Here is a 25,701-nt window from a genome sequence, read left to right on the forward strand (position 1 = left end):
TGACGCGATTGCGAACGAGGAGAACGAAACCCATGACCACTGCGTCCCCCCACGAGATCGCCCACAAGCTCGGCACCGGTCTGTTGTCGTTCCCGGTCACCCACTTCAAGAATGACCACTCGTTCGACGAGGCCGCGTACCGCGAGAACATCGGCTGGCTCGGGCAGTTCGACGCCTCCGGGTTGTTCGCCGCAGGCGGCACAGGCGAGTTCTTCTCGCTCACCCCGCCCGAGGTGGAGCAGGTGGTCCGCGCCGCGGTGCAGGAGGCACCCGACGGTCTTCCGGTGATCGCGCCCGCCGGTTACGGCACCGCCACCGCCGTGCAGATGGCCCGGTCGGCTGAGAGCGTCGGCGCGCACGGCATCCTGCTGCTGCCCCCGTATCTCACCGAGGCGAGCCAGGACGGTCTCGTCGCCCACGTCAAAGAAGTGTGTGCCGCAACCACTCTCGGCGTGACGATCTACAGTCGCGCCAACGCCGTCTACACCGAGGCCGCCGTCGCGGAGCTCGCGGACAGCTGCCCGAACCTGGTCGGGTTCAAGGACGGGGTCGGCAACATCGAGCAGATGACCCGTATCTACGCGAGTCTCGGCGACCGGCTCACCTACATCGGCGGACTGCCTACCGCCGAGATGTTCGCAATGCCCTATCTCGCACTCGGCGTCACCACGTACTCCTCGGCCATCTACAACTTCGTGCCCGAGTTCGCGCTCGACTTCTACAACGCACTCCGCAGCGGAGACAACGCGTTCGTCATCAACGCGCTCAACGAGTTCGTGATCCCGTACTGCAACCTGCGCAACAAGAAGCAGGGTTACGCGGTCAGCATCATCAAGGCCGGCATGACGGTGATCGACCGACCCGCCGGCCCCGTGCGCGCGCCTTTGACCGACCTCGATGCCGTCGAACTGGCCGAGCTCGCCGACCTGATCAAGAAGGTGAGCTGAGCCGCACCGTCCGCGATCGATCATCGGAGAACGCCATGACACTCACCGCAGCGCGTGCGCAACTCGCCCTCGATCTGGCTCGGCGCCATGCCGCGACACTCGACACCGCCGTCGCCGTCAGCGTGGTCGACGACGCCGGAAATCTGATGTGCTGCTCCCGGACCGACGGCGCCGCCGCGGAACTGCTCGAATCCGCGACCCGCACTGCACTCGGCGTCGCCCGGCGAACGTCGGGCACGACTGACAGGCGAGGGGTAGAGCCGGCGCCCGGCGTGACGGTCGACTGCGGCGTGGTCCCCGCGTGGACACCCCACCCGGCCGACAAGCCCAGTGCGGTCGGCGTACTCGCGGTCGCGACCTCCGACACTGGTGCCGGGGCACGCATCGTCGAGACCGTCATCGACGAGATCCACCGGTTCGACGAGCGACACCGGCGCAACATTTCATGACACCGGTCCCGGCAGCGACCGTTGCCCGCTGGAAAGGTCATCTGTGACTATCTCGACGCCCGCAATGCCACATAGACTTGCCCGGTCGTGGCTTCGCGCAACGCGTCAACTTCCTCGGACATCGGAACGTCGCGAGCTGAAGGATAGGGAATGCGATGATGAATTTTCGATCCGACACCCAGTGGGACTCGGTGAGCGCCTGGGACGACGACCCGGTGGTCGCGTCGTGGAACGGTCTTCCGGTGTTGGAACAGAACGTCACGGCCGACGCGTGTGTCGTCGGCCTCGGCGGGTCGGGTCTCGCGGCGATCGGCGCCCTGGTCGAACGTGGGCTGCAGGTTGTCGGTGTCGACGCCGGGCGGGTCGCGGCCGGCGCGGCGGGGCGCAACGGCGGCTTCCTCCTGGGCGGCCCGGCGACGTTCCTCCACTCGTCCCTCACGACCTGGGGGACGTCGTCGGTCGATCTCTATCGCGCAACTCTTCTCGAGTTGGACCGGCTTGCCGAGATGCTGGGTCCGGAGGTCATCGCACGGACGGGTTCCATTCGCCTCGCCGGATTGCCCGGCGAACCTGTCGACGACGCCGAGGCGGCCGACCGTGTGGCGGAACTCGCGGATTGCGCAGCACTGGAAACGGTGCTGCGTGACAACGACATCGCTGTCGAAGAATACGACGGCGAGCTCGGGCGCGGCCTGTTTCTGCCCGACGACGCGGCCATGAACCCCTCCCGTCGAGCTCTGGGGCTGGCGTCACTCCTTCGGGGGCGGGCCGGCCTGTACGAGCACTCGGCTGTCACCGCCGTGGAAAGTGGAAGGGTGACAACAGAACACGGTTCGATCAGTGCGCCTGTCGTCATTGTCGCGGTGGACGGCACACTCGAACAGATCCTCCCGGTCTTGCAGGGGCGGGTTCGGACGGCACGCCTGCAGATGCTCGGGACGGCGCCGGGGCTGCCCGAACGCCTGCCGTGTCCTGTATACGGACGCTGGGGATACGACTACGCGCAGCAAGCGAAGGATGGGCGCCTGTTCGTCGGGGGCGGGCGAGACCGTTTCGTCGACACCGAGTGGACATTCGACACTTCACCCACTCCGGACGTCCAGGGCTACATCGAACGGGTAGCGGAACGTATGGCGGGCAAGCCCGTCGACGTCGTTCGGAGATGGGGTGCGTCCGTGAGTTACACCACCGACGGTCGACCCCTCTGTTCCGAGGTTCTTCCCGGTGTCATCGCCATCGGTGGGTACAACGGGACGGGAAACCTGGTGGGCCCCGTCGCTGCCCGCGCGGCTGTGGCACTGGCACTCGACTCGACGACACCCCCGGTGTACTTCTCCGCCTAGCCGGCGAGGGGGGAGGGCCGACGGCCCTCCCCCCTCGATCGCAACCGCGCGGACGCCGTATTCCGGTGTGTCAATCCGCGAATCGGTTGACGTCGAACAACTCCAAGGGGAATTCAGGGGTCGATCCGCAACTGAGATCGGCGGCGATCTCTCCGATCACCGGTGCAAATTTGAAACCGTGACCAGAGCACGCGGAGATGACCGTCACGTTCCTGTAGGCGGGTGGATTTCCGATGACGAAGTGTCCGTCGGGTGTGTTCGTGTACATGCACACCGCGGCCCGCACTGGGCGCGAACCCAATCCGGGCAGATAACGACGAACGAGGTCCCGCAACGGAGCGGTGTCCTCGTCGTGGACCACACGATCCAACTCGTCAGGGTCGGTCTCGCGCCCGCCGAGATGGAGCGCGATCTTGACCGTCTTTCCGTCCATGCTGGGGAAGCCGTACCACGTACCTTCCGGGCTGTCCCTCAGGAATACCGGGAACCGGTCCGGCCCGAACTGTGTCGGATCGTCGGCCGGGAACCATGCGAGGATCTTGCGCTCCACAGTCAACGGGAGCTGGGCGGCAGGGAGAAGGCCGGGAATCCAGGCGCCGGCCGCGACCACGACGTGGTCGGCTCGAATGACCTCGTCGTCGAGCCGCACGAGCACCGTGTCACCGGGACCGTCCTCGATACCCAGGACGCGGCTCTCGGGACGCACAGAGGCACCCAGTTCGCACGCACGGCGCGCTGCGCCGGTGATCGCCAGTTCCGGCCTGATCACGCCGGCGTCCTTCTCCCAGATGGCGGTATCCCCCTCACACAATCGCTGAGGAGGAAACCGGGTACCGAACTCGGCCGGGTCGAGAATCTCCTGGGTGAGAGCATGCACCTTGGCTGCTTCGAGGGAGCCACCCACGATCACGCCGGTCGAGGGGCCGATACTGAGGCCCCCGGTCATCGTCAGGACGGGTTCGCCGGTTTGCTCACCGAGTTCCCGCCATCCTCGGAGTGCGGCTCGGAGCATCGGGACATACGCCGGATCCTCATGATATGCGGTTCTGAAGATGCGCGACTCGCCGTGCCCGGAGCCACGATCGTGCCCGGGAGTGAACTGCTCGAGACCGACGGCAGAAACACCCCGCTCCGACAGTCGCCACATGATTGCGGAGCCCATAGTGCCGGTACCGATCACGGCGACATTGGTTCTCGTCGTGGTCATCGACTGCGCACCAGTGTGTATTCACCAGCGGGGGAATTGTTCATGATCACAGCGGCCTCTCGAATGTGCAGTCGGTCTGCGGAGTCGGACCCAGACATGTTGCCATCCCGCGACTCCACACCAGAGTCGCCGAACGTCATGTGCTCGAACATCGGAGCCGTCGGCGGAGCGCCCGCAGGGGCACCGTGACCACAGTACGTGTCGTGCTGACGCCACGGACCGGCGCGAGGACCAGTCGACCTTACGGTGAGGCATCGAGACTCTGATCTTGCGACTCTTGCCCGCTGATCGGCGCCACAGGATGATCTAGGGATGGCCGAACAGATCGACGACTACTTCACCTCTGTCGTGTCGGGGCTGATCCCCGGGGAGAGCCGCCCCGGCGTCGGTCCGGAGGATCCGATCCAGCCGCCGTTCCCGTTGTCGGTGCGGGGCGCGCTGGATCTCTTCGACGCCCAGCTCGGCAGCAGGCACCTCGATCTGGCGGCCCGCTGGTTGCGGTCGCGGGGCAAGGGTTTCTACACGATCGGCTCGTCCGGGCACGAGAGCAACGCCGCCGTCGCGGCCGCGCTGCGACCCACCGATCCCGCTCTGCTGCATTACCGTTCCGGCGGTTTCTTCCTGGCGCGGGCGCAGCAGGTGGATGGCAGTGATCCACTGCGCGACGTCCTCCTCGGACTCGTGGCCGCGACGGAGGAGCCGATCTCGGGTGGCAGGCACAAGGTGTTCGGCCGCCGCGACCTCAATATCATTCCCCAAACCTCCACCATCGCTTCGCATCTCCCACGCGCTGTCGGTGTCGCGTTCTCCATCGCCCGGTCGGAGAAGGTGCACGTGCCCTCGCCGTGGCCGGCCGACGCCGTCGCCGTCTGCAGCTTCGGGGACGCGTCCGCGAACCACTCCACCGCCGTCGGTGCCATCAACACCGCGGTGCACGCTGCCTACCAGGGGTTGCCGTTGCCGCTGCTACTGGTGTGCGAGGACAACGGGATCGGGATCAGCACCAAGACTCCGCAGGGCTGGATCGCCGCGAACTTCGGTGACCGGGCGGGACTCGAGTACTTCGAGGCGGACGGCTCCGATCTGCCGGCGGCGTACGCGACGGCGCAGCATGCCGCCGACTGGGTCCGCAGGCACCGGAAGCCCGCGTTCCTGCACCTGCGCACCGTCCGGTTGATGGGCCACGCCGGATCCGATGTCGAGGCCGCGTACCGGACATCAGCGGAGATCGCCGCCGACTTCGACCGCGACCCGGTGCTGTGCACGGCGAAACTGCTGGTCGAGCGAGGACACCTGAGCCCCACAGATGCCCTCGACCTCTACGAGCAGAAGCGTGCCGAGGTGCTCGAACTGGCCGAGCAGGTCGGTGAGCTACCTCAACTGGACAGTCCCGCGGCGGTGATGAAACCGCTCACCGACAGTGCCGTCGAGGCCGCCGTGGCCGTGCCGGAGCGCGTCGATTCGGACCGTCGCGCGCAGTTCGTCGGATCCCCGCTTCCGGAGGAGGAAGGTCCGCTCACCACCGGTCTCGCGATCAACCGCGCCCTGCTCGACGTGTTGGCCCGCTACCCCGAGGCGCTGGTGTTCGGTGAGGACGTGGCCCGCAAGGGCGGGGTCTACGGGGTGACCCGGGGTCTGATGAAGAGGGCGGGGTCGGCGCGCGTGTTCGACACGCTCCTCGACGAGCAGGCAATCCTGGGGCTCGCGCTGGGCGCGGGGGTGTCCGGACTGCTGCCGATCCCGGAGATCCAGTACCTGGCGTATCTGCACAATGCCGCCGATCAGATCCGTGGGGAGGGCGCGACGTTGCAGTTCTTCTCCGACCGTCAGTACCGAAACCCGATGGTGGTGCGGGTCGCGGGGTACGGGTATCAGAAGGGGTTCGGTGGGCATTTCCACAACGACAACGCCGTCGCCGCGCTGCGTGACATCCCCGGGGTCGTCGTGGCATCCCCGGCTCGCCCCGACGACGCCGCGGCCATGATGCACACGTGTGTGGCGGCCGCGCGAACCGCGGGGGCGGTGTGTGTGTATCTGGAACCGATTGCGCTGTACCACACCCGGGATCTGTTCGAGGACGGTGACGAGCAGTGGCTGGCCGCGTATCCGGATCCGGTGAAGCGGGCCGAGAACCATGTGGCGATCGGCTCCGCCCGCACGTACGGTGACGGCACCGACCTGACGATCGTCACGTTCGGCAACGGGGTCCGGATGAGCCTGCGGGTCGCGCGCCGGCTCGAGAAGGCGCACATCGCTGCGCGTGTGGTGGATATGCGGTGGCTCGCACCGCTACCCGTGCACGACATCCTCCGAGAGGCGGACGCCACCGGCCGGGTCCTCGTCGTCGACGAGACCCGCACATCGGGGGGTGTCTCCGAGGGTGTGGTCGCGGCATTGGTCGACGACGGCTTCACCGGGCCGCTCGCACGCGTCACGAGCGACGACAGTTTCATTCCGCTCGGCGATGCCGCACTCGAGGTCCTGCTGTCGGAGGAGACCATCGAGGCCGCGGCGATCAAACTCGTGAGCCGGTAACACCCCGCATCCCTCGCGCTTCGCTATGACGGCAACGTCAACCGGTATCCCCTCCGCCATTGCCAAGCAGTTGTCCGGTCGGGCATGTTCGAACTGCATCTCTCCACACCGGCGGACAGGAACATTTCATGAGTGGCGATCAGCGACCCCACATCGTGGTGATGGGGGTGACCGGCTGCGGGAAGACGACAGTCGCGCAGCAAGTTTCCGAACTTTCCGGCCACCGGTTCCTCGACGCCGACGATCTGCATCCGCCGTCGAACGTCGAGAAGATGGCCGCCGGTATCCCGCTGACCGACGACGACCGGGCGCCGTGGCTCGCAGTCGTCCGTGACCGACTGCGGGAACTGTCCGATCAGGGACGCCGTGGTGTGGTGGCGTGCTCGGCGCTACGGCGGAGCTACCGGGACATCCTCCGCGACGTCTCCGACCCGGTGCTGTTCGTCCACCTCACGGGCGAGCGGGAGGTCATCCACGACCGGATGCACGCGCGGAGCGGGCACTTCATGCCACCTGCCCTGCTCGATTCCCAGTTCGCGCTCCTCGAGCCGCTCGACGCCGACGAATTCGGAGTGGTCCTGGACGTCGCTCCGGCGCCGGACGCGATCGCCCGGGCCGCCGTCGAATACCTGCACGAAGAACGAAAGGTCGTCACACAGTGAGTTCGCATGGGAGTTTCGACGTCGAGGGCAAGATCGCGCTCGTCACGGGGTCGAGTCGGGGAATCGGCTTCGCACTCGCCAACGGACTCGCCGAGGCGGGTGCGGAGGTCGTGCTCAACGGGCGGGACGCCGACGCCCTCGCACGCAGCCGCGACGAGATCGTCCGCGCCACCGGCGCGACGGTCCACACCTGCGCCTTCGACGTCACCGCTCCCGAGGAGGTCGCCGCCGCCGCGCAGCGGGTCGAGAACGAGATCGGTCCCGTCGAGATCGTCGTGAACAACACCGGCGTCCAGCACCGCAGCCCACTGCTCGAGTTCGGCGACGACGACTTCCGTCGCGTGCTCGACACCAACCTGAGCAGCGCCTTCTTCGTCGGCCGCGAGTTCGCGCGGGCGATGGTCCGGCGCGGGCACGGCAAGATCGTCAACATCTGTTCCGTCCAGAGTGAACTGGGCCGGGCGGGCATCGCCCCGTACGCCGCGAGTAAGGGCGGGCTGAAGATGCTCACACGCGGAATGTGCGCCGACTGGGCACCATTGGGACTGCAGGCCAACGCCATCGCGCCCGGCTACTTCGATACCCAGCTCACCGAGGCGCTCGTGAACGATGCCGAGTTCAGTGCGTGGCTGACCAAACGCACGCCCGCCGGGCGGTGGGGCCGCACCGAGGAACTCGTGGGCGCACTGCTCTTTCTCTCGTCGCCGGCGTCGGACTTCGTCAACGGCCAGATCCTGTACGTCGACGGCGGCCTCACCGCCGTAGTGTGATCCCCACCCGACCGACTCGAAAGACCATGATGCCGAACACCGCAACGCCCCGTATCCACCTCGGACCGAACCCCGACACCGCCCTGATGCGCGGGATCGAACGGGGCGGAGGCGTACTCGCCCCGCTCGACGACGCCGAAGCCGTGGTGTGGGCGCAGGGCCCCGACACGTTCCCGGCGCAGTTGCCGGACTCGGTGCGCTGGGTGCAACTCCCCTCGGCGGGTGTGGAGCCGTGGATTTCCGCGGGGATCGTCGACACCGAGCGGACGTGGACGTCCGCGGCCGGCGCCTATGCCGGTAACGTCGCGGAACACGGAGTCCTGCTGCTCCTGGCCGGGGTCCGTGCCCTCACCGAGCAGGTGCGCGCGACCTCCTGGCGCAAGGCCGAGTTCGACCCGCAGGTGGGCACGCTGCGCGGGGCGACGGTCGCGATCGTCGGGTGCGGCGGCATCGGTCGCGCGATGATCCCGCTGCTCGACGCGTTCGGGGCGCGGGTGCTCGCCGTGACCCGTTCGGGAACCCCGGTACCGGGTGCAGTGGAGACGCTGCCGTCCGATCGGACGTCGGAAGTCTGGTCCAGAGCCGATCATTTCGTCATCGCCGCACCGGCGACGGCGGCGACCGCACAGATCGTCGACAAGGATGCGCTCGCGCAGATGAAATCGACGGCGTGGATCGTCAACGTGGCGCGCGGCTCCCTCGTCGACACCGCGGGGCTCGTCGACGCACTGCGGGCCGGGTCGATCGGCGGTGCCGCCCTCGACGTCACCGACCCCGAACCCCTTCCCGGCGGACACCCGCTCTGGACCCTGCCGAACGCCATCATCACCCCGCACGTGGCGAATCCGGCGACCGGTCTGACGCGGCTGCTTGCCGATCACGTCGCGTCCAACGTCGAACGCTTCGCTGCCGGAGCGCCTTTGATGGCGCCGATCGACCCGGGCCGGGGCTACTGAAGGCCTCGGTCGGCTTCCGAACTGGTCCGGATGTAGTTGGCGACGACACTGCGCAACACCTCGCGTACCGCCTCGGCAGGTCCCGAGAGCGGCTGATTGGCGGGTGTTCCGAGGGAGACCTGGACTTCGATGGTCGGTTCGATGCGGCGGAGTTCCAGGTTCTCCACATTCATGATGCGGCGTGCCACGGAGAACGGTAATACCGTCGCGCCCAGACCGTTCCGGACCGCCTGCGCCATCAGGGTCACCGATTCCACCTCGCCGACCACTCGCGCGTGCTCGAAGGCGTGTTCGTAGGCCTGCTCCACCACTTTGCGGATGGTGTGCATCGGGCCCGGCAGCAGCAGCGGCAGGTCGACGAGGTCCTTGATGGCCACGGCGGTCCCGGTGTCACCGGGCAGACCGGTGCCTGCCGGGGCGACGACCATGAGCTCCTCGGTGAGAAGACGCTCGAAGTTGACGCCCTTGATCGGCCCGGCGTCGTAGAGCAGCGCCATGTCCATGCGGCCGGTCATCATGGCCTCGCTCAGCACGCCGCCGAAGTTCTCGTTGATGTGCAGAAGGATGCTGGGGTACCGCGACCGCACCGCGGTGAGCAGCGGTAACGCGATGGAGCTGACGGTGCTGTAGGGCGCGAGGCCGACGGAGACACCGCCCGCCAGTTCTCGACCGACGACGCTCACCTCGGCTTGCGCGCTCTCCACCTGCCGCAGGATCACCTGCGCGTGCCGATACAGCGCGCGCCCCGCATCGGTGGGTTCCACTCCCTGCTTGCTGCGGATCAGTAGCTGCTGACCGAAGTGCGTCTCCAGTGCCGTCATCTGCTGGCTCAGTGCCGGCTGGGCGATGTGCAGAATGTCGGCCGCCCGCGTGATGCTTCCGGCGTCGACGATGCGGACGAATGAGAACAAGCGTCGGGTATCCACGAGCGATCTGCCTTTCTGACGATGCGGCGACGCAAGCACGCCGCGGTTTCGACAAGGTTGCCGGGCGGAAACACCGCCGTAGCCAAATGCGAGGCGCTGTTCTTCCCTTTTTGCATCGCCGCTGTTCAAACACCATAGACGTTCGTTATCGCCTCACGTAAAACAGGTATTAACCGCCCGAACCGGATCCTGCGTAGCGTCCGTTTACATCGAAAGTTCACAGGAACTGCACCAGCGGTTCCACTGCAGGTCCCCATGGGAGGCACCGTGACTGTCAAGATCGATCTCGTCGCCGACCTCGGCGAGAGCTTCGGCGCATGGACGATGGGCGACGACGACGCTCTGCTCGACGTGCTGACGTCCGCCAACGTCGCGTGCGGATTCCATGCCGGTGACGCCAGGACCATGGACGCGACGGTCCGAGGATGCGTCGCCCGCGGAATCGGTATCGGCGCGCACCCCAGCTTTCCCGACCTGGCAGGCTTCGGCCGGCGCGCGATGGACCTCACCGCAGACGAGGTACGCACGGACGTTCTGTACCAACTCGGCGCGCTGCACGCCTTCGCGACATCACACGGCACGACGCTCTCGCACATCGCACCGCACGGTCGGTTGGGAAATCTCGTCGCGACGCGCGCGGACTACGCACGTGCCGTCGTCGACGCGGTGGAAGCGTTCGACCCGCGGCTGATCGTGCTCGCCCAGGACGGTGAACTCGCCGACCACGCCCGTGAGCGGGGGATTCGCGTGGCGATCGTCGCCATCGTCGACCGCGCGTACCGCTCGGACGGCACCCTGGTGCCGCGGTCCGAGCCCGGTGCCGTGATTCACGACCAGGACACTCTGGTGGCGCGCACGGTACAGATGGTGACCGAGGGTGTCGTCGAGGCCGTCGACGGCACCCGCATCCCGATCGAGGCCGACACTGTGCTGCTGCACGGTGACGGCGCCGACGCCGTACGCAATGCGCGAGCGATCCGGGAGGCGCTCCTGCGTGCGGGCGTTGTCATCGCCCCGGTGACGGAGGTCCTCGCGGCCAAGGAAGCAGCCAAGGAAGAGACGGAGTCCGCGTCGTGTCCGGCGTGACGTGCATCCGGCCGCACCGGGAGTTCGTTCTCTCGGATTGCGGAGACTCCGCGGTACGTCTCACGTCGCTGTCCGCGGATGCCGAGGAGCGTTGGCAGGCGGTCCACACGGTTGCCGCCGCGCTCGACGCACGCGGCGACGAGGTCGCGGTCACCGGCATCATCCCCACGTACGACGCGTTGCTGGTCGAATTCGACTGTGGTGCAACCACTCACGACGCCATCCGTGCACATGTCGAACGACTGATCGAGCTCCCCGCGGATGCCGCGGCCCGCGGCCCGCGGCAGTTCGAGATCCCGGTCGTCTACGGGGGAGACTTCGGCCCCGACCTCGACGAGGTGGCAGAACACCTCGAACTCTCACCCGCCGAGGTGATCCGACTGCACGGCGCAGGCCCATTGACGATGCGCTGCTTCGGTTCCCCGGGCGGCGCCCCGATGCTGGACGGCCCCGCCTTCCCGCGGCCCGTCCCACGCCGCACGATTCCGCGGCCGCACGTGCCCGCCGGCGCGGTCGCTGTCGCGGGCAGGCAGGCCGTCGTGTCCGCGCGTCCCGCACCGGGAGGCTGGCCGGTGATCGGTCGAACCCCGCTGACCATCGTCGATCCGGCGACGGACCCACTGTCCGACTTCCGGCCCGGCGACACGTTCCTCTTCGTTCCGATCACCGCCGCCGAGTGGTCGACGTACGAGGGGGTCCGTCATGGCTGAATCGATCACCGTCACGACACCCGGCCTGACCTCGATCCAGGACCTCGGCCGGCTCCGAGCATCCCGATTCGGCCAGATGACCGGCGGCGCCTCGGACCAGTACAGCGCCGACGTGGCGAACGCACTGGTCGGAAGCCCGCGTACGGCACCCCTGCTCGAGTTGGTTGCCATGGACTTCGGCGCCGTCGCGAGCATCGACCTGCTCGTCGCCGTGACCGGAGCGCCGGCGGAGGTGCAGGTCGGGGGTGTCACCCGCCCACAGTGGGAGCCGTTCGTGTGGACCGCAGGCGAAGAACTCACCGTCCGCGGAATCCGCGACGGGCTCAGGGTCTACCTCGCCGTGCACGGAACGATCGACGCGCCCTATCTGCTCGGTAGTTGCGCCCCCGACTCGGTTCTCGGTTTCGGCCGGCAACTGACGGTCGGCGAGTCCGTCGCCATCGACGTCGACGGACCGCCGATCGACCACCCGCACTTCCGGATGCCGCTGTTCCGGCTCGGCGCCCGGCCCGCGGCCTTCACCGGATGCTGGACCATCGACGTGACGGATGGGCCCGACGTCCACGAATTCGGCTCGACCTCCGCCCGATTGTTCGACACCCCCTTCGTCATCGGCGGCAACTCGAACCACATCGGTCTCCGCCTCACGCCGACCGATCCGGGCAGCCCCGTTCCCCGGAGAGACCGGTCGACGGAGGTGCTCTCCCGCGGAGTGCCGATCGGTGCGGTCGAGGTTCCCGCCGGCGACGAGATCCTCGTTCTGCATCGTGGACGAGGGGTGACCGCCGGATACCCGGTGCTCGCGGTCGTGACCGCCACCGCTCTGTCCCAGCTCGGCCAGGCACGGCCCGGCCAGGAGGTCCGGTTCAGGAAGGTGACCGTCCCCGACGCCGTGGACGCATACCGGTCACAACGACGCTCGATCGATCTCCTCCGCTCCCGCGTGGCGAACGCGTTCGCCAGTCTTCGGATCCCCCTTCACACAGAAACGACATCCGCCCAGCACAGCTCGGTACCCCAGATGGAGTCAGCATGACCAACGCGATCTCACCCGACACGGCCGGGCACACGTCCGAACACGAGGTGCAACCCCGCCAGCTACGCAAAGTCGTTCTCGCCGGCTGCGTGGGCATCTTCGTCGAGCTCTACGACAACGGCATCTTCGCCTTCATGGCGACCGCCCTGGCCATCGTCTTCTTCGACGTCTCCAAGTCGAGTGACGCGCTGATGCTCGTCTTCGCCGGTTACGCGATCTCGTTCTTCGTGCGACCTCTCGGCGCGGTCGTCTGCGGCATCCTGGGCGACCGGATCGGCAGGCAGAAGATGCTCGTCTTCGTCATCATGCTGATCAGCGTCGCCACCGCGGGAATCGGCATTCTCCCGACCTACGCCGCGATCGGCGTCGCCGCACCCGCGTTGTTGATCCTCCTGCGCATCCTGCAGGGATTCTCCGTGGGCGGTGAGGCGGCGGGAGCCATGACCTTCCTCGCCGAGCACTCGCCGGAGGGCAAGCGCGGACTCATCACCAGCTACGCCCAGATCGCGTCCTTCCTGGCCCTGCTCACCGGCACGCTCGTGGCGTTCGCGATGTCACCGTGGCTCAACGAGGCCGCGATCAACGGTGGCGGCCCGGCCAGCTGGGCCTGGCGTGTGCCGTTCCTCGTCGCGATCCCGATGGGCATCATCGGCTGGTACATCCGGCGGGCCATCAGCGACACCCCGAACTTCGAGAAGCTCAAGGCCGAAGGCGGACTGTCCCGCAACCCGCTGAAGGAAGCGTTCGCGACCCCCGAGCACCGCAAGGCGATGCTGCTCGCGCTGTTCATCCCGCTGATGAACGGCTCCGGCTACTACGTGCTGTTCTCCTACATGCCGACGTTCCTCAAGGGCGACAACATCGGCTTCTCGACCGGCACCGCCCTGCTCGTGACCGCGGCGAGCCTCGTGGCGATCTGCATCGCCATCCCGTTCATGGGTGCTCTCTCCGACCGCGTCGGCCGCAAGAAGGTCATCGCCGGCGCGGCGATCGCCATGGCCATCGGTGCCATCCCCTGTTACGCCCTGATCGCGACCGGCAACTTCGTGCTCGCCGTGGTCGGCGCATGCATCATGGCGGTGATCTTCGCCGGTCACACCGCCGTCATCCACATCCTCATCGTCGAGCTCTTCCCCACCCGGGTGCGGTACTCGGCGTACGGGCTGGGCTACAACATCTCCTCGGCGGTCTTCGGTGGCACGGCGCCCCTGCTCATGACGTGGCTGATCCCCCAGTTCGGAATCTACGTTCCCGCGGTCTATGCCGTCGTCACCGCGGTGGGCACCCTCATCGCCGTCAGCACCATCACCGACCGGGCGCACGTGCCTCTCCGCGACACGCTCTGACGGATCCAGACTCGGCCCGGTGGTCTCCTGACCACTCGAAGACCACCGGGCTGTACCAACTTTCACCACCAGCAAGACAAGGGAGCGTTATGCCATTCAACGACTACCGGACGGCACTCGTCACCGGTGCCAACACCGGAATGGGTGCCGCGGTCACCGAGATCCTGACCAAACGCGGACTGACCGTCTACGGTGTGGCCCGCAACAAGGAACGTCTCGACGAGGTCGCGGACAAGACGGGAATGATCCCGCTCGCCGTCGACATCACGGACATCGACGCACTGAGCGCGGCCGTCGAGGGGCTCGAGATCGACGTGCTGATCAACAACGCGGGAGTGTCGGCCACCGGCAACATCCTGGATGCCTCGGCCGACTCGGTCGACGCCATGGTCGATGTCAATCTCCGCGCGGTGCTGCACCTGTGCCGGCTGCTGATGCCGGGAATGGTCGAGCGGGACCTCGGCCACATCGTCAACATCAGCTCCATCGCCGGCCTGTACAACTTCTACGGCCACACCGCCTACCACGCCACGAAGGCTGCGGTGCACCAGATCTCGCGACAGCTGCGCAACGACACCATCGGCAAGCGCATTCGCGTGACCGAGATCTGCCCGGGCAGAGTCGAAACCGAGATCTTCGGACGCAACCTGGGCGGGTCGCCGGAGGCGATGAAGGAAGCGTGGGAGACGTACTACGAAGGCTTCGAATCCATCACGACCAAGGACATCGCCGACACCATCGAGTTCGCGATCGACGCCCCGGGCCACGTCAATCTCGGCCTGATCGAAATCATGCCCACATTCCAGGTACCGGGTGGACTCGACTTCATCCGGCGCAACGATCGAGACCCGCAGTGAAGACTGCACAGCGCGAGTCCGGCGCCCCGCTTCCGGCCGAAACCCTCGGGATGGTGGCGCACGCCGCGGGAGACCTGCGCATCGAATCGGTGCCGCTGCGCCGGCCCGAATCGTCCGAGACGGTCGTCGAGATCGCATACGGCGGGATCTGCGGATCCGACCTGCACTACTGGACGCACGGGGCGGCGGGTGAGTCGATTCTGAAGGCACCCATGCTGCTGGGCCACGAAGTGGTGGGAACGGTGGTGCAGGCCGCGGCGGACGGCAGCGGCCCCGCAGCGGGTGAACGAGTCGCCGTGCATCCCGCCACCCCCGGCGGTCGCGGCGCCAGGTTCCCCGCCGATCGCCCGAATCTCTCGCCGGGATGCACGTACCTCGGCAGTGCAGCGCAATTCCCCCACACCGAAGGGGCATTCGCGAAGTACGCAGTTCTGCCCTCCCGAATGCTGCGGCCGCTGCCACCGGACCTTCCACTGCGCACCGCTGCGGTCGCGGAACCCGCCGCCGTCGCGTGGCATGCCGTGGCCCGCGCCGGCGACGTGTCGGGGAAGAGCGCTCTCGTCGTGGGGTGCGGACCCATCGGCGCCCTCGTGGTGGCAGTCCTGCGCCGGGCCGGGGCGCGCGAGATCACCGCAGTCGACGTGCACGAATATCCCCTCACCGTCGCACGGGCGCTCGGCGCCGACCGGACCCTCGACGCCACCGACTCCGAGAGCATCGCGGCCGTCGACGCCGACATCGTCGTCGAGTGCTCCGGTAACCGTCTCGGGCTCGAATCGGCGATTCGCGGCGTGACGCGCGGCGGCCGAGTCGTCATGCTCGGACTGCTCCCCACGGGTCTTCAGCCCGCGCCGCTCTCGCTCGTCATCACGCGGGAACTCGAACTCGTCGGATCCTTCCGATTCAACGACGAGATCGATTCGGTGCTCGCCGCTCTGGCGGACGGCAGCCTGAACGTCGAACCGGTGATCAGCCACGAATTCGGCATCGAGGACGGCCTCGAGGCCTTCGCCGTCGCCAAGGACGCGTCCACGTCCGCGAAGGTGTTGCTGGCGTTCTGATTCCAGTCATGCCGAACGGCTATCGCCCGACAAGTAATCGGTCTTGTACAGGCGTGATGTGCCCCCGATAGCCTGGGTGTGAAGGTACCGCCCGACTTCCCGGCTTCTTTCGTTCCCACGCCCTCTACCAGGAGGAACAATGTCCACCTTCGTCCCTGCAGCACGAGTCGACCAGATGCGTGAGTCACCGAGTGTGGCAGCTGCGCAACGGGTTCGCGAGCTCCGGGCGTCGGGGCGGGAGATCCTCGACCTGACGGTCGGAGAGCCCGATTTCGACACGCCGGACCACATCAAGGCGGCAGCCGTCGCAGCGATGGAATCCGGTCTCACCAAGTACACCCCCGTCAACGGTATTCCCGCACTGCGGGACGCGATCTCGAAGCGGATGCTCGACCGGACCGGGGTCGAGTTCGCGGACAACGAGATCACCGTCGGCGGTGGTGCCAAGCAGGTCATCTTCCTGGCGCTGATGGCGACGGTGGAGGAGGGCACCGAGGTGATCGTGCCCGCACCGTACTGGGTGTCGTACCCCGACATGGTGACCGTTCACGGCGGAACACCCGTCGTCGTCGACTGCCCGGAATCCGACCGGTTCCTGCTCACCGCGGAGAAGCTCGCTGCCGCCATCACTCCCGCGACGAAATGGGTGATCCTCAACGCGCCGTCGAATCCGACCGGTGCGGTGTACAGCGAGCGGGAACTGGCGGAACTGGCAATGGTCCTCGATCGGAACCCGCACGTGAACGTCCTCTGCGACGAAATCTACGACGAGATCGTCTTCACCGACTCACCCGTTCCGAACCTGTTGTCGTCCGCGCCGCACCTCCGTGATCGGATCCTGGTGACCAACGGTGTCTCGAAGGCCTACGCGATGACCGGCTGGCGTCTGGGGTACGGCGTCGGGAACAAGGGCCTGATCGCAGCGATCAACAAGCTGCAGTCGCAGAGTTCCTCCTGCCCGTCGTCGATCAGCCAGGCCGCCGCGGCCGAGGCGCTCACCGGCGATCAGAGTTTCGTCACCACCTCCGTCGCGAGCTACCGGGCACGGCGGGACGTCATCTTCGAATTGTTCTCCCGAATCGATGGTCTGGAACCCGTACTGCCGCAGGGCGCATTCTACCTGTTCGTCGGATGCTCCGGCCTGGTGGGCAAGCGGACACCCGACGGCACACTGCTCGAGAACGACCAGGACGTGGTGCTCTTCCTCCTCGACCACGCGTCGGTGGCCACCATCCAGGGCTCCGCGTACGGCGCCCAGTCGTATTTCCGCGTCTCGTTCGCCACGTCCGAGGACGTGCTGCGGAACGCGGCCGCGGCGGTCGAGAAAGCCGTCGCGTCGCTCAGCTGACCCCACCCGCCCATTTACACGACCAACGGAGACACCATGGTTCACGTCACTACCAAGATCGACCGCGCCGACAAGGCCGCGATCGACCGGCTGGGCGCCTACTCGGCCGCCACCATCCACGAAGCCCAGGGCCGCAAGGGCGCACTGGATTCCGGGATCAAGCCCATCGACCGCGACATGTCGTTCTGTGGAACGGCGTTCACGGTCGTCTGCCATCCGCGCGACAACATCATGCTCCAGGTCGCCATCAGCTACGCGCAACCCGGCGACGTGCTCATCGTGTCCTCCGGCGACCAGCCGGCGGGCCAGTTCGGCGACGTGCTGGCCAACGCGTGCGTGGCCCGAGGCATCAGCGCACTGGTCACGGACGGCGGAGTGCGGGACAGCCGGGAGATCCGCGAACTCGGGTTCCCCGTCTTCTCCAAGCACGTGTGCATCGAGGGAACGGTGAAGGAATCCCTCGGTCCCGTCAACCAGCCGTTGGTGTTCGGCGGCCAGATCATCTATCCCGGCGACGTGATCAAGGGTGACTGCGACGGAGTGGTCGTGGTCCGGCGCGACGAGGTCCAGTTCGCCATCGACGCCTCCCGTGAGCGCGACGCCGCCGAGGCCGCCTACATCGAGCGGTACAAGAAGGGCGAAACCCCGATCCAGGTCAGCAATCTCGCCCAGGTGCTCGAAGCGAAGGGCCTCACCGTCGACCAGTGAGCCGGCCGCTGCCTGCCGCAGCGGTCCATCAGAGTGCCATGACGAAGGTGCGGTTATGCCGTGGACACCTGCTCGGAGGGTTCTCGGCGGAGGTGATGGTCTTCCTCTCCGGGGGTGTCCGAGCCTCCGGTCAGCTCGTCGAGGAGGATGTATCCCCCGTAGCCGAGCCCGGCGACGGCGAGGACAGCGGCGTACAGCCGGTCGAGCATCAGTTTCTCCGTATCGTCTGCGGAAACCCCCGAGCCGGCCAAGTATGCCCCTGGGCCGGCTGGCTCGGGTACTACCCGATCGGACGGTTCAAAGACTGTCCTTGACAGACTTCAAGATAAGGAAACCTTGCAATCGTGGTGTGACTCTGGTCTCATTGTGAGATGTCCACCTCTGTCGGCGGCTCAGCGTCTGTCTCTCTCGTCAGCCGAGACGTCGAAGAGGCGCGCCACGTGGGCGGACGACTGTTCTACCCGCACTCCGTGGAAGTTCTCGGCGATCAGCAGAGCTTCGGCATACACCTCGACGCCGCCGAGCTGGGTCCCGTCACAATGGGCTGGCTGTCCTACGACACCGAGGTCGAGATCGAAACCGGCAAACTCGAGGACTGGTACCAGGTCAATGTGCCGGTGAGCGGCCGTTTGAAGACGAGTTCGGGCGCCGACCGGATCATCGCGACCCCGTCGTGCGCCGCCGTGTACCGCGCGGACCGCGGATCGGTGCTCCAGGGCTGGGGGCAGGAGACCCGACGGATCCTGGGGATGAAGATCGAACGCCGCGCCGTCGAGGAGCAACTCGCCCTCCTCCTCGGACGCCCCATCCGCAACCCGATCGCCTTCGACCTCGCGTTGGACATCACCACCGGGCACGGGCAGCAGTGGTGGTCCGTGATGCAGGCCCTGTCGGTGCAACTGCGCGACACGGATGCGCTATTCCGCCACCCGCTACTGCTGGCGCCGCTGACACAGAGCGTGATCGTGTCGCTGCTCCTGGCATCGCGCCACGACTACAGCGAGCAGTTGGCGGCGACCGTCGCCCCCGCCTGCCCGGCGGCGGTCGAGCACGCCAAGCAGTACATCGAGGCGCACGCGGACGAGCCGTTGACCGCCCTCGAGATCGCGGGCGCGGTCGGGGTGAGTCTGCGGGGGCTGCAGCACGGCTTCCAGACGTCGTTGCACACCACTCCGATGCGCTATCTGCGGGACCTCCGGCTGCGGAAGGTCCGTGGCGACCTGCTGGCGGCCGACCCCGAGACGGCAGGCGTCGCCGAGATCGCCTACCGGTGGGGGTTCAACCACCTGGGTCGCTTCGCCGGGCAGTACCGCGAGTTGTTCGGTGAAAGCCCCTCTGCGGCACTGCGTTCGATTGCTTCTCGATGATCAGAACCGGAGAACCGGTTTGATCGAGGCGCCGCTGGTCATGTCCGCGACCGCGGTGTTGATGTCGTCGAAACTGTAGTGCGTGATGAGACGGCCGATCGGCAACCGGCCCGACTTGACGAGGTCGACGAGCACGGGGATGAGAGTCTGGGTTTCGCTGTCGCCGAGCGTCAGACCCACGATGGTGCGGCCCGGGATCATGGCGTTGACGTCGACCGGCACCTCGGTGCCGAAGGCCGGTGCACCGACGATGACGGCCGTGCCGCGAGGTGCGAGCGCGTCGATCGCGGTCCGCAGCACCCCGACGTTGCCGGTGGTCTCGACCGCGCCGTCGACGCCGCCGGGAACGATCTTCGCCAGTTCCTCCGCGGTGTCGACCTCGGCAGCGTTGATCACATGGGTCGCGCCGAGTTCACGGGCGAGTTCGAGCCGAGCCGGAACCCGGTCGACGACGATCACCTTCGGCGCGGGAGTCAGAGCCGCGGCCATCACCGCCGACAGCCCGACGGCGCCCGCCCCCGTGACGAGCACGTCCTGCCCCGGGCGGGGTTTCAGCACGTTCCACACCGCCCCGACTCCGGTCTGTACTCCGCACCCCAGCGGCGCCAGTACGTCCAGTGGGGCGTCCGGGTCGACCTTGACCGCACTGCGCGCGTCGACGACGGCATGGTGCGCGAAGGAGGACTGCCCGAAGAAGTGCCCACCGATCGCCTCGCCGCCGCGACTGACGGGGCTTGTGCCGTCGGCGCGCCCGCCCCCGATCAGGTTGAGCGGCAGCCAGGTTGCGCAGTAGGCCGGATGCCCGTCGCGGCAGTTTCCGCACGAACCGCACGAGCTGAACGACAGGAGGACGTGATCTCCGACGTCGACCGTCGTCACTCCGGCGCCGACCTTCTCGACGATCCCGGCTCCCTCGTGCCCGAGCACGCCGGGCAGCGGGAACGGCAACGCGCCCGAGGCGACGCCGAGGTCGGTGTGGCACAGGCCCGCGGCGACGAGACGAACGAGGATCTCGTCGGGGCGTGGTTCGTCGAGGTCGACGGTGGACACGGTGAACTTCGCTCCGCCGGTTTCGACGACGGCGGCAGTGGTGCTGGTGGTCATGGGTGCTCCTGAAAGGGTGAGGCGCTCTAGGCGAGGGAGATGACGACGGACTTGACCTTGGAATACGACTCGAGCGCCTCCGGGCCGTATTCGCGGCCGAATCCGGAGTTCTTCACGCCACCGAACGGGACGGCGGGGTCGAGCATGGCCCAGTCGTTGACCCACACGATTCCGGCCTGCAGTCGGGCCGCGACGCGGTGAGCCCGTGCGACGTCGACGGTCTGCAGGCCCGATGCGAGCCCGTATTCGGTGCTGTTGGCCAACCCGATTGCCTCGTCCTCGGTGTCGAACGGTTGTACCGTCAGCACCGGTCCGAAGATTTCCTCCTGCACCACGCGGGAGGTGTTGGGCAGGTCGGCGATAACGGTCGGCTTGTAGTAGTAGCCGCCGTTCAGATCCAGGCGTTCGCCGCCGGCGATGATGCGTGCGTTCTCGCTCCGGGCGATCCGCACGTACTCCTCGACCTTCCGCACGTGCTTGTCCCCGGCCATCGGTCCGACGACGGTAGTCGGGTCGAACGGGTCGCCCACGGGCACACCGGGAACGGCCTGGCCGAGGATGCCGAGCACCGTCTCGTAGAGCGGCCGGGCCACGAGCAGTCGCGGGCCGCCCATGCAGAACTGTCCGGTGTTGAACACGAAGCCCTTGATGATCGCGCCGATCGCCTTGTCCACGTCGGCGTCGTCGAAGACGATGTGCGCGGCGTTGCCGCCGAGTTCCATGGTGACGGGTGTGAGGTTCTCTCCGGCGACGCTCGCGGCGTGCCGACCGACCGCCGTCGATCCGGTGAAGGCGATCTTGTCGATCCCCTTGTGCTGCAACAGGGCTTCGCCGACGGTCGACCCCTTGCCGGTGACGACGTTGACCACACCCGCGGGAACCCCTGCCTCGGTGAGGATCTCCGCCATCAGCAGGGCGCTCAGCGGGGTGTCCTCGGCGGGCTTGTGGACCACGGTGTTCCCGGCCGCCAGGGCGGGTGCGATTTTCGACGTACTGAGGATGAGTGGGAAGTTGAACGGGGTGATGGCGCCGACGACCCCGAGCGGTTCGCGGCGAGTGTAGGCGTGGGCGTCGAGAGGCGTCTCCCGGTTCGATCCGCCCGCGGTCTGCGCGAGCGCGGCGCAGTACTCGTACTGTTCGGCGGTGGTCACCACGTCGACCGGTCGGCACAGGGAGACGGGTTTGCCGACGTCGACGCTTTCGACGGCGACGATCTCGTCGGCCCGTTCGCGGACGAGCGCAGCGGCGCGGAGCAGGATCCGGGCCCGTTCGCGGCCGGGCAGTCCCGACCAGCGGCCGTCGTCGAACGCGGCACGTGCGGCGCGGACGGCGGAGTCGAGATCGTCCGCGTCCGCCTCGGCGACGGTGGTGACGGGCTTCCCGGTGGAGGGGTCGACGATCTCGAATCGTTCCCCGGCGCCGGCCTCGCGCCACTGCCCGTCGATGAACAGCTGACGTGGCCCGATCTGCGGTCGGGTAATGAGGACTGTGTCGTCGGTGACGGTCATGTCGCTGCCTTCGATTCGTATGAGCTGCCGACCGTATTCGGCAGGGTTCCTTGTGTTCGTTGTTGCGGTCGAACCCGGCTCGGGCGACCTAAGATAGTCAGGAAACCTGAGGTCCGAGTTCGTGGGCCTCGAGCTCGAGGCGCGGGGAGAAGTGGACGATGACGACGGACCTTCCGGACGAGATCGACGAGACACCGCTCGACGGGGAGTACGCGCACGACTCCTCGCCGACCCTGCTGTACGCGATCAAGCAGGTCGAGCTGGCGATCCGATCGCACATGGATGCCCTGCTGCGGCCGATGGGCATCACCGCGCTCCAGTACACGGCGCTGACCGTCCTGCGCCGGCGCGACGGATTGTCGTCCGCCGAGCTGGCACGAAATTCCTTCGTCACCGCGCAGACGATGGGCGAGATGCTCTCCGCGCTCGAGCGCCGCGGACTGGTGACCAGGCGCGTCGACCCCGCCAATCGCCGCCGCATGCTCACCAGCCTGACCGCGGAGGCTCTGGACCTTCTCGCCGAGTACGACACGAGCATCTGTGGGCTGGAGGAACAGATGCTCGCCGACATGAGTGTTCGTCAGCGCGAGGCGTTCCGCGGATACCTCGGCCGCTGCCGGATCGCCCTGGCCGAGACGCCCGCGCACTGAGGCGGGTGGGTGTCAGAGGTTCTGGCCACGGAACCGTTGCGGCCACACACCGGACTTGCCGGGCGCGATGATGCCGTTGGGATCGAGGGCGTCCTTGATCTTCTCGTGGAACTTCAGCAGCGCACCGTCGCCCCAGTCGAACGTCGCCATCACGTCGTCCATCAGGGCGTTGTGGGTGCGGTACTCGCCGTAGCCCGCGTCGGCGGCCTCGCGGACGAGGACCTTCGTCATCTGCAGGATTTCCTCACGAGCGTCGGGGATCGCCGTGTCGTAGATGAACAGGCACACGTGGTGCATCTCGCGGAGTCCGATGATGAATTGCGCCGCGTAGTCCTTGGCGTATTCGTCGGCGCGAGCGCGCACCATCTCGAACTGTTTCATCGCCTCGCGACCGTCCGGCGCCGACACCGGGGAGAATCCGATGTGCCCGCCGTTGGGTACCCAGTCCAGGAGCTGCAGTTCGTCCAGGCTGGGGATTCCGTTGTTGATCTTGTGCCTGTCCTGCAACACATGTCCACCGCGGTCGTCGCGTTCCTCGTGTGTGAAGAAGCGGGCACCGGGAATCTTGCCGAACGCCTCCTTGATCATCCCGTAGTACATCTCGATCAGCGGCGGAGGTCCGTACAGGGTGCCGTAGAAGTTCCAGAATCCGAGATCGAGGTCTTTCTTCATCCTCTCGATCGCCTCGGCCGGCATCGGCCCGTCACCGTCGAACCACTCGGTGCGCTTCGACACCGCGGCCGCGTCCATGAAGATGTTGCGCAGCACCGGAACATTCTGCAGCGGAGCCATGTTGATGCGCAGCGGCAGCATGATGTCGACGATCTGCTCCAGATCCTCCTCCTTGTCGAAGGTGATCAGGAACGACTGCGACGCGGGCGGCCGCTGCATCAGGGCGATCCCCATCTTGGTGACGATCCCGAGATTCGACTGGGTGAACATGCCGTCCGGGAAGGGGCCGAACCCGTAGGGAAACAGCTGCCACGCGTCGCTGCCGGGTAGTGCGCCCATCCCGGTGCGCATCACATCACCTTGCGGCAGCACCACTTCCAGGCCCGTCTGCCACATGAAGTGGTCGCCGTACGGGGTGTACCCGACGCCGCGGTCCAGAGTGTTACCGACCACGCTGCCCCACCCCAGGTCGGGGCAGTCGAGCATCAGTCCGGAATCGTGGCTCTGCAGATAGTCGTAGAGGTCGAAGTAGGTGACCCCGGGTTCGAGCAGTGCGTAACCGTACTTCTCGTTGACCTCGAGGATCCGGTTCATCCGCTCGCCCGTCTTGACGATCACCGAACCCGACAGCCTCGGAGCGGCGCCGCCGTAACCGTTGTTCTTTCCGGTCGAGACCGGGGAGAGGGGGATGCCGTACTCGTTGGCGATCCGGACGATGTCCTGGACCTGCTCGGTCGATTCCGGTGAGACGACGGCCGACGGCATGTTGGCCTCGGCGGCGCCGACCGGGTACGGGTCGCGGAACGCTTCGAGCTCGTCGGCGGTCGACAGGACCCACTTGTCGCCCACGATGTCGCGGAAGCGTTGGAGCGCCGCGTCGAATCGCTCGTCGGAAACGCCGGGGGGAAGGGTTCGCGTCATTCTTGACTGCTCCTCGTTCGGGCGGCCACCTCACTGCGGCCGGGTCGTACGCAAGACCTGCGACAGCTGATCGCTGAATATCAGGTTTCCTTGCTTACAAGTGTGAGGGGCGTCACTGAAAGGGGCAATCCGCTATGCGCCGGGCGTGATGCGGATTTCTCCGGCATCCGTGCTGGTCAGCGAGATTCTCGCGGAGAGGTCTATCCGGTTTGCGCAAAACGGCGGCGGTGGCCGGGCCCCCCGTCACGGGTTCCCGGCCACCGCTGCGTGCGCCTGCGTTGCTCAGGGTTTGAGCTGGATCTTCACCGCACCGTCCTGTTTCTTCTGAAAGATTTCGTACGCGTGGGGTGCGTGATCGAGGGGGAGTTCGTGGGTGGCGAAGGTGTCGACGCCGAGTGGGTCGTCGTCGCCGAGCAGCGGCATGATGTCGTCCACCCACTTCTTGATGTTGGCTTGGCCCATGCGCAGCTGAATCTGCTTGTCGAACAACGTGAGCATGGGAATCGGGTCGGCCATGCCGCCGTAGACGCCGATGATGGAAATCGTTCCTCCGCGGCGGACGATGTCGATCGCCGAATACAGCGCGCCGAGTCGGTCGACACCGGCCTTCTGCATGAGCGGCGCCGCCACCGCGTCGGGCAGGTACCCGACGATCTGCTGGGCCAGTTTGCCGATCGGTGAACCGTGCGCCTCCATGCCGACCGCGTCGATCACCGAGTCGGTGCCGCGACCGTCGGTCGCATCGCGGATGACGTCGGCGAGATCGCCGCCGTGCTCGTCCAGGTTCAGGGTTTCGATGCCTCGGGCCTTGGCGCGAGCAAGACGTTCGGGGACGTTGTCGACCGCGATGACCCGTGCACCCTTGTGGTGGGCGATGCGCGCCGCCATGTCTCCGATCGGTCCGAGGCCGAGCACGGTCACCGACCCGCCCTCGGGGATCGCGGCGTACTCGACCGACTGCCACGCCGTCGGCAGCACATCGGACAGGTAGACGAATCGCGAATCCGGCGGTCCCTCGGGGACTTTCATGTGGGTGAACTGGGCCTGGGGCACGCGCAGGTACTCGGCTTGTCCTCCCGGCACCTCGCCGTAGAGCTTGGAGAAACCGAACAACGCCGCTCCCATGCCCTGCTCGCGGACCTGCGTCGTCTCACACTGCGTGTACAGCTGCATGTTGCACATGAAACAGTTGCCGCACGAGATCTGGAACGGGATCACGACGCGGTCGCCGACCTTCAGGTCGCCCGCCTCCGTGCCGACTTCTTCGACGATCCCCATCGGTTCGTGGCCGAGAATGTCCCCTTCTTCCATGAACGGACCGAGAGTTTCGTACAGGTGCAGATCGGAACCGCAGATATTCGTCGTCGTGACCCTGATGATGGCGTCGGTCGGGTGTTCGATCCTCGGATCGGCGACGGTGTCGACGCTGACCTTTCGCTTGCCTTGCCACGTGACTGCTCGCACTGGGAACCACACCTCTCGTCGGTCGATGTCCGTGTTCGGGTGCCCGACGGGGGATGAGGGTAAACCGT

Annotated in this window: 24 protein-coding genes; 17 read left to right on the forward strand and 7 right to left on the reverse strand. The window is 66.9% G+C overall.

The annotated features are described in order from the left end of the window. Window positions 1–32 precede the first annotated feature (32 nt). The 3 genes from kdgD to CJ177_RS23910 all read left to right on the forward strand — a co-directional run bounded on the left by kdgD (window position 33) and on the right by CJ177_RS23910 (window position 2,739). On the forward strand, window positions 33–947 hold the full coding sequence (gene kdgD / locus CJ177_RS23900; RefSeq protein ID WP_095868753.1) for a 5-dehydro-4-deoxyglucarate dehydratase: 915 nt from the start codon (window positions 33–35) through the stop codon (window positions 945–947). Window positions 948–982: 35 nt separating this feature from the next. Further along, a complete protein-coding gene (locus CJ177_RS23905) occupies window positions 983–1,396 on the forward strand; it encodes a heme-binding protein (RefSeq protein ID WP_095868754.1) in 414 nt (137 codons plus the stop codon). Between the two features lie 155 nt (window positions 1,397–1,551). Beyond that, window positions 1,552–2,739 (forward strand): FAD-binding oxidoreductase, encoded by a 1,188-nt coding sequence (locus CJ177_RS23910; RefSeq protein ID WP_095868755.1) that lies wholly within the window; start codon window positions 1,552–1,554, stop codon window positions 2,737–2,739. A gap of 70 nt (window positions 2,740–2,809) precedes the next feature. On the opposite strand, the gene solA is transcribed toward CJ177_RS23910, so the two are convergent. Continuing rightward, window positions 2,810–3,946, reverse strand: a complete 1,137-nt coding sequence (gene solA, locus CJ177_RS23915) for an N-methyl-L-tryptophan oxidase (RefSeq protein ID WP_095868756.1) — start codon at window positions 3,944–3,946, stop codon at window positions 2,810–2,812. Between the two features lie 312 nt (window positions 3,947–4,258). Here solA and CJ177_RS23920 point away from each other — a divergent pair, with 312 nt between their 5' ends. From CJ177_RS23920 to CJ177_RS23935, 4 genes are all read left to right on the forward strand, one after another. Beyond that, window positions 4,259–6,481: a thiamine pyrophosphate-dependent enzyme gene (locus CJ177_RS23920; protein WP_095868757.1), complete on the forward strand. Its 2,223-nt coding sequence runs from the start codon at window positions 4,259–4,261 to the stop codon at window positions 6,479–6,481. 128 nt (window positions 6,482–6,609) lie between these two features. Beyond that, window positions 6,610–7,143, forward strand: a complete 534-nt coding sequence (locus CJ177_RS23925) for a gluconokinase (RefSeq protein WP_061044692.1) — start codon at window positions 6,610–6,612, stop codon at window positions 7,141–7,143. Continuing rightward, the gene (locus tag CJ177_RS23930) at window positions 7,140–7,913 is read left to right on the forward strand and encodes an SDR family oxidoreductase (RefSeq protein ID WP_095868758.1); all 774 of its coding nucleotides are present in this window, start codon (window positions 7,140–7,142) and stop codon (window positions 7,911–7,913) included. Before CJ177_RS23925 ends, CJ177_RS23930 begins: the two co-directional genes overlap by 4 nt. Window positions 7,914–7,939: 26 nt before the next feature. Then, complete coding sequence (locus CJ177_RS23935) at window positions 7,940–8,869, forward strand: D-isomer specific 2-hydroxyacid dehydrogenase family protein (protein WP_095868759.1); 930 nt, start codon at window positions 7,940–7,942, stop codon at window positions 8,867–8,869. Here the strand turns inward: CJ177_RS23935 and nac are convergent. After that, window positions 8,863–9,780: a nitrogen assimilation transcriptional regulator NAC gene (nac, locus tag CJ177_RS23940; protein ID WP_005250035.1), complete on the reverse strand. Its 918-nt coding sequence runs from the start codon at window positions 9,778–9,780 to the stop codon at window positions 8,863–8,865. The genes CJ177_RS23935 and nac overlap by 7 nt on opposite strands. Window positions 9,781–10,050: 270 nt before the next feature. Here nac and CJ177_RS23945 point away from each other — a divergent pair, with 270 nt between their 5' ends. The 8 genes from CJ177_RS23945 (at window position 10,051) to CJ177_RS23980 (ending at window position 17,947) form a co-directional block, all read left to right on the forward strand. Beyond that, window positions 10,051–10,881, forward strand: a complete 831-nt coding sequence (locus CJ177_RS23945; protein ID WP_095868760.1) for a LamB/YcsF family protein — start codon at window positions 10,051–10,053, stop codon at window positions 10,879–10,881. Continuing rightward, the gene (locus CJ177_RS23950; RefSeq protein WP_005250037.1) at window positions 10,869–11,591 is read left to right on the forward strand and encodes an allophanate hydrolase subunit 1; all 723 of its coding nucleotides are present in this window, start codon (window positions 10,869–10,871) and stop codon (window positions 11,589–11,591) included. The genes CJ177_RS23945 and CJ177_RS23950 overlap by 13 nt, the downstream gene beginning before the upstream one ends. Next, a complete protein-coding gene (locus CJ177_RS23955; RefSeq protein ID WP_005567630.1) occupies window positions 11,584–12,627 on the forward strand; it encodes a biotin-dependent carboxyltransferase family protein in 1,044 nt (347 codons plus the stop codon). The genes CJ177_RS23950 and CJ177_RS23955 overlap by 8 nt, the downstream gene beginning before the upstream one ends. Beyond that, on the forward strand, window positions 12,624–13,973 hold the full coding sequence (locus CJ177_RS23960) for an MFS transporter (RefSeq protein WP_005250039.1): 1,350 nt from the start codon (window positions 12,624–12,626) through the stop codon (window positions 13,971–13,973). Before CJ177_RS23955 ends, CJ177_RS23960 begins: the two co-directional genes overlap by 4 nt. An 89-nt stretch (window positions 13,974–14,062) precedes the next feature. Continuing rightward, window positions 14,063–14,830: an SDR family oxidoreductase gene (locus tag CJ177_RS23965; RefSeq protein ID WP_061044695.1), complete on the forward strand. Its 768-nt coding sequence runs from the start codon at window positions 14,063–14,065 to the stop codon at window positions 14,828–14,830. Next, window positions 14,827–15,891: an L-idonate 5-dehydrogenase gene (locus CJ177_RS23970; RefSeq protein ID WP_095868761.1), complete on the forward strand. Its 1,065-nt coding sequence runs from the start codon at window positions 14,827–14,829 to the stop codon at window positions 15,889–15,891. The genes CJ177_RS23965 and CJ177_RS23970 overlap by 4 nt, the downstream gene beginning before the upstream one ends. A gap of 139 nt (window positions 15,892–16,030) precedes the next feature. After that, a complete protein-coding gene (locus CJ177_RS23975; RefSeq protein ID WP_095868762.1) occupies window positions 16,031–17,239 on the forward strand; it encodes an aspartate transaminase in 1,209 nt (402 codons plus the stop codon). 36 nt (window positions 17,240–17,275) lie between these two features. Continuing rightward, the gene (locus CJ177_RS23980; protein ID WP_005250043.1) at window positions 17,276–17,947 is read left to right on the forward strand and encodes a 4-carboxy-4-hydroxy-2-oxoadipate aldolase/oxaloacetate decarboxylase; all 672 of its coding nucleotides are present in this window, start codon (window positions 17,276–17,278) and stop codon (window positions 17,945–17,947) included. Between the two features lie 53 nt (window positions 17,948–18,000). On the opposite strand, the gene CJ177_RS47445 is transcribed toward CJ177_RS23980, so the two are convergent. Then, window positions 18,001–18,156 (reverse strand): hypothetical protein, encoded by a 156-nt coding sequence (locus tag CJ177_RS47445; protein ID WP_164709609.1) that lies wholly within the window; start codon window positions 18,154–18,156, stop codon window positions 18,001–18,003. Window positions 18,157–18,387: 231 nt separating this feature from the next. On the opposite strand from CJ177_RS47445, the gene CJ177_RS23985 reads away from it, so the two are divergent. Beyond that, the gene (locus CJ177_RS23985) at window positions 18,388–19,314 is read left to right on the forward strand and encodes an AraC family transcriptional regulator (RefSeq protein ID WP_095868763.1); all 927 of its coding nucleotides are present in this window, start codon (window positions 18,388–18,390) and stop codon (window positions 19,312–19,314) included. Here CJ177_RS23985 and CJ177_RS23990 read toward each other — a convergent pair whose 3' ends face one another. Next, window positions 19,315–20,418, reverse strand: coding sequence for an NAD(P)-dependent alcohol dehydrogenase (locus CJ177_RS23990; RefSeq protein ID WP_095868764.1), 1,104 nt, complete (start codon window positions 20,416–20,418; stop codon window positions 19,315–19,317). Between the two features lie 26 nt (window positions 20,419–20,444). Continuing rightward, complete coding sequence (locus CJ177_RS23995; RefSeq protein WP_179443270.1) at window positions 20,445–21,926, reverse strand: aldehyde dehydrogenase; 1,482 nt, start codon at window positions 21,924–21,926, stop codon at window positions 20,445–20,447. A 158-nt stretch (window positions 21,927–22,084) separates the two neighbouring features. Between CJ177_RS23995 and CJ177_RS24000 the strand changes: the two genes are divergently transcribed. Next, window positions 22,085–22,576: a MarR family winged helix-turn-helix transcriptional regulator gene (locus CJ177_RS24000; protein ID WP_025433502.1), complete on the forward strand. Its 492-nt coding sequence runs from the start codon at window positions 22,085–22,087 to the stop codon at window positions 22,574–22,576. A 12-nt stretch (window positions 22,577–22,588) separates the two neighbouring features. Here CJ177_RS24000 and CJ177_RS24005 read toward each other — a convergent pair whose 3' ends face one another. Both CJ177_RS24005 and CJ177_RS24010 read right to left on the reverse strand, forming a co-directional pair. Then, entirely contained in the window at window positions 22,589–24,169 is a 1,581-nt protein-coding gene (locus tag CJ177_RS24005) for an FAD-binding oxidoreductase (protein WP_095868765.1), read from the reverse strand. Window positions 24,170–24,451: 282 nt separating this feature from the next. Beyond that, on the reverse strand, window positions 24,452–25,633 hold the full coding sequence (locus CJ177_RS24010; protein WP_005250050.1) for a zinc-dependent alcohol dehydrogenase: 1,182 nt from the start codon (window positions 25,631–25,633) through the stop codon (window positions 24,452–24,454). Window positions 25,634–25,701: the final 68 nt, after the last annotated feature.

Source organism: Rhodococcus sp. ACPA1 (genome assembly GCF_002300195.1).
Classification (GTDB): domain Bacteria; phylum Actinomycetota; class Actinomycetes; order Mycobacteriales; family Mycobacteriaceae; genus Rhodococcus_F; species Rhodococcus_F opacus.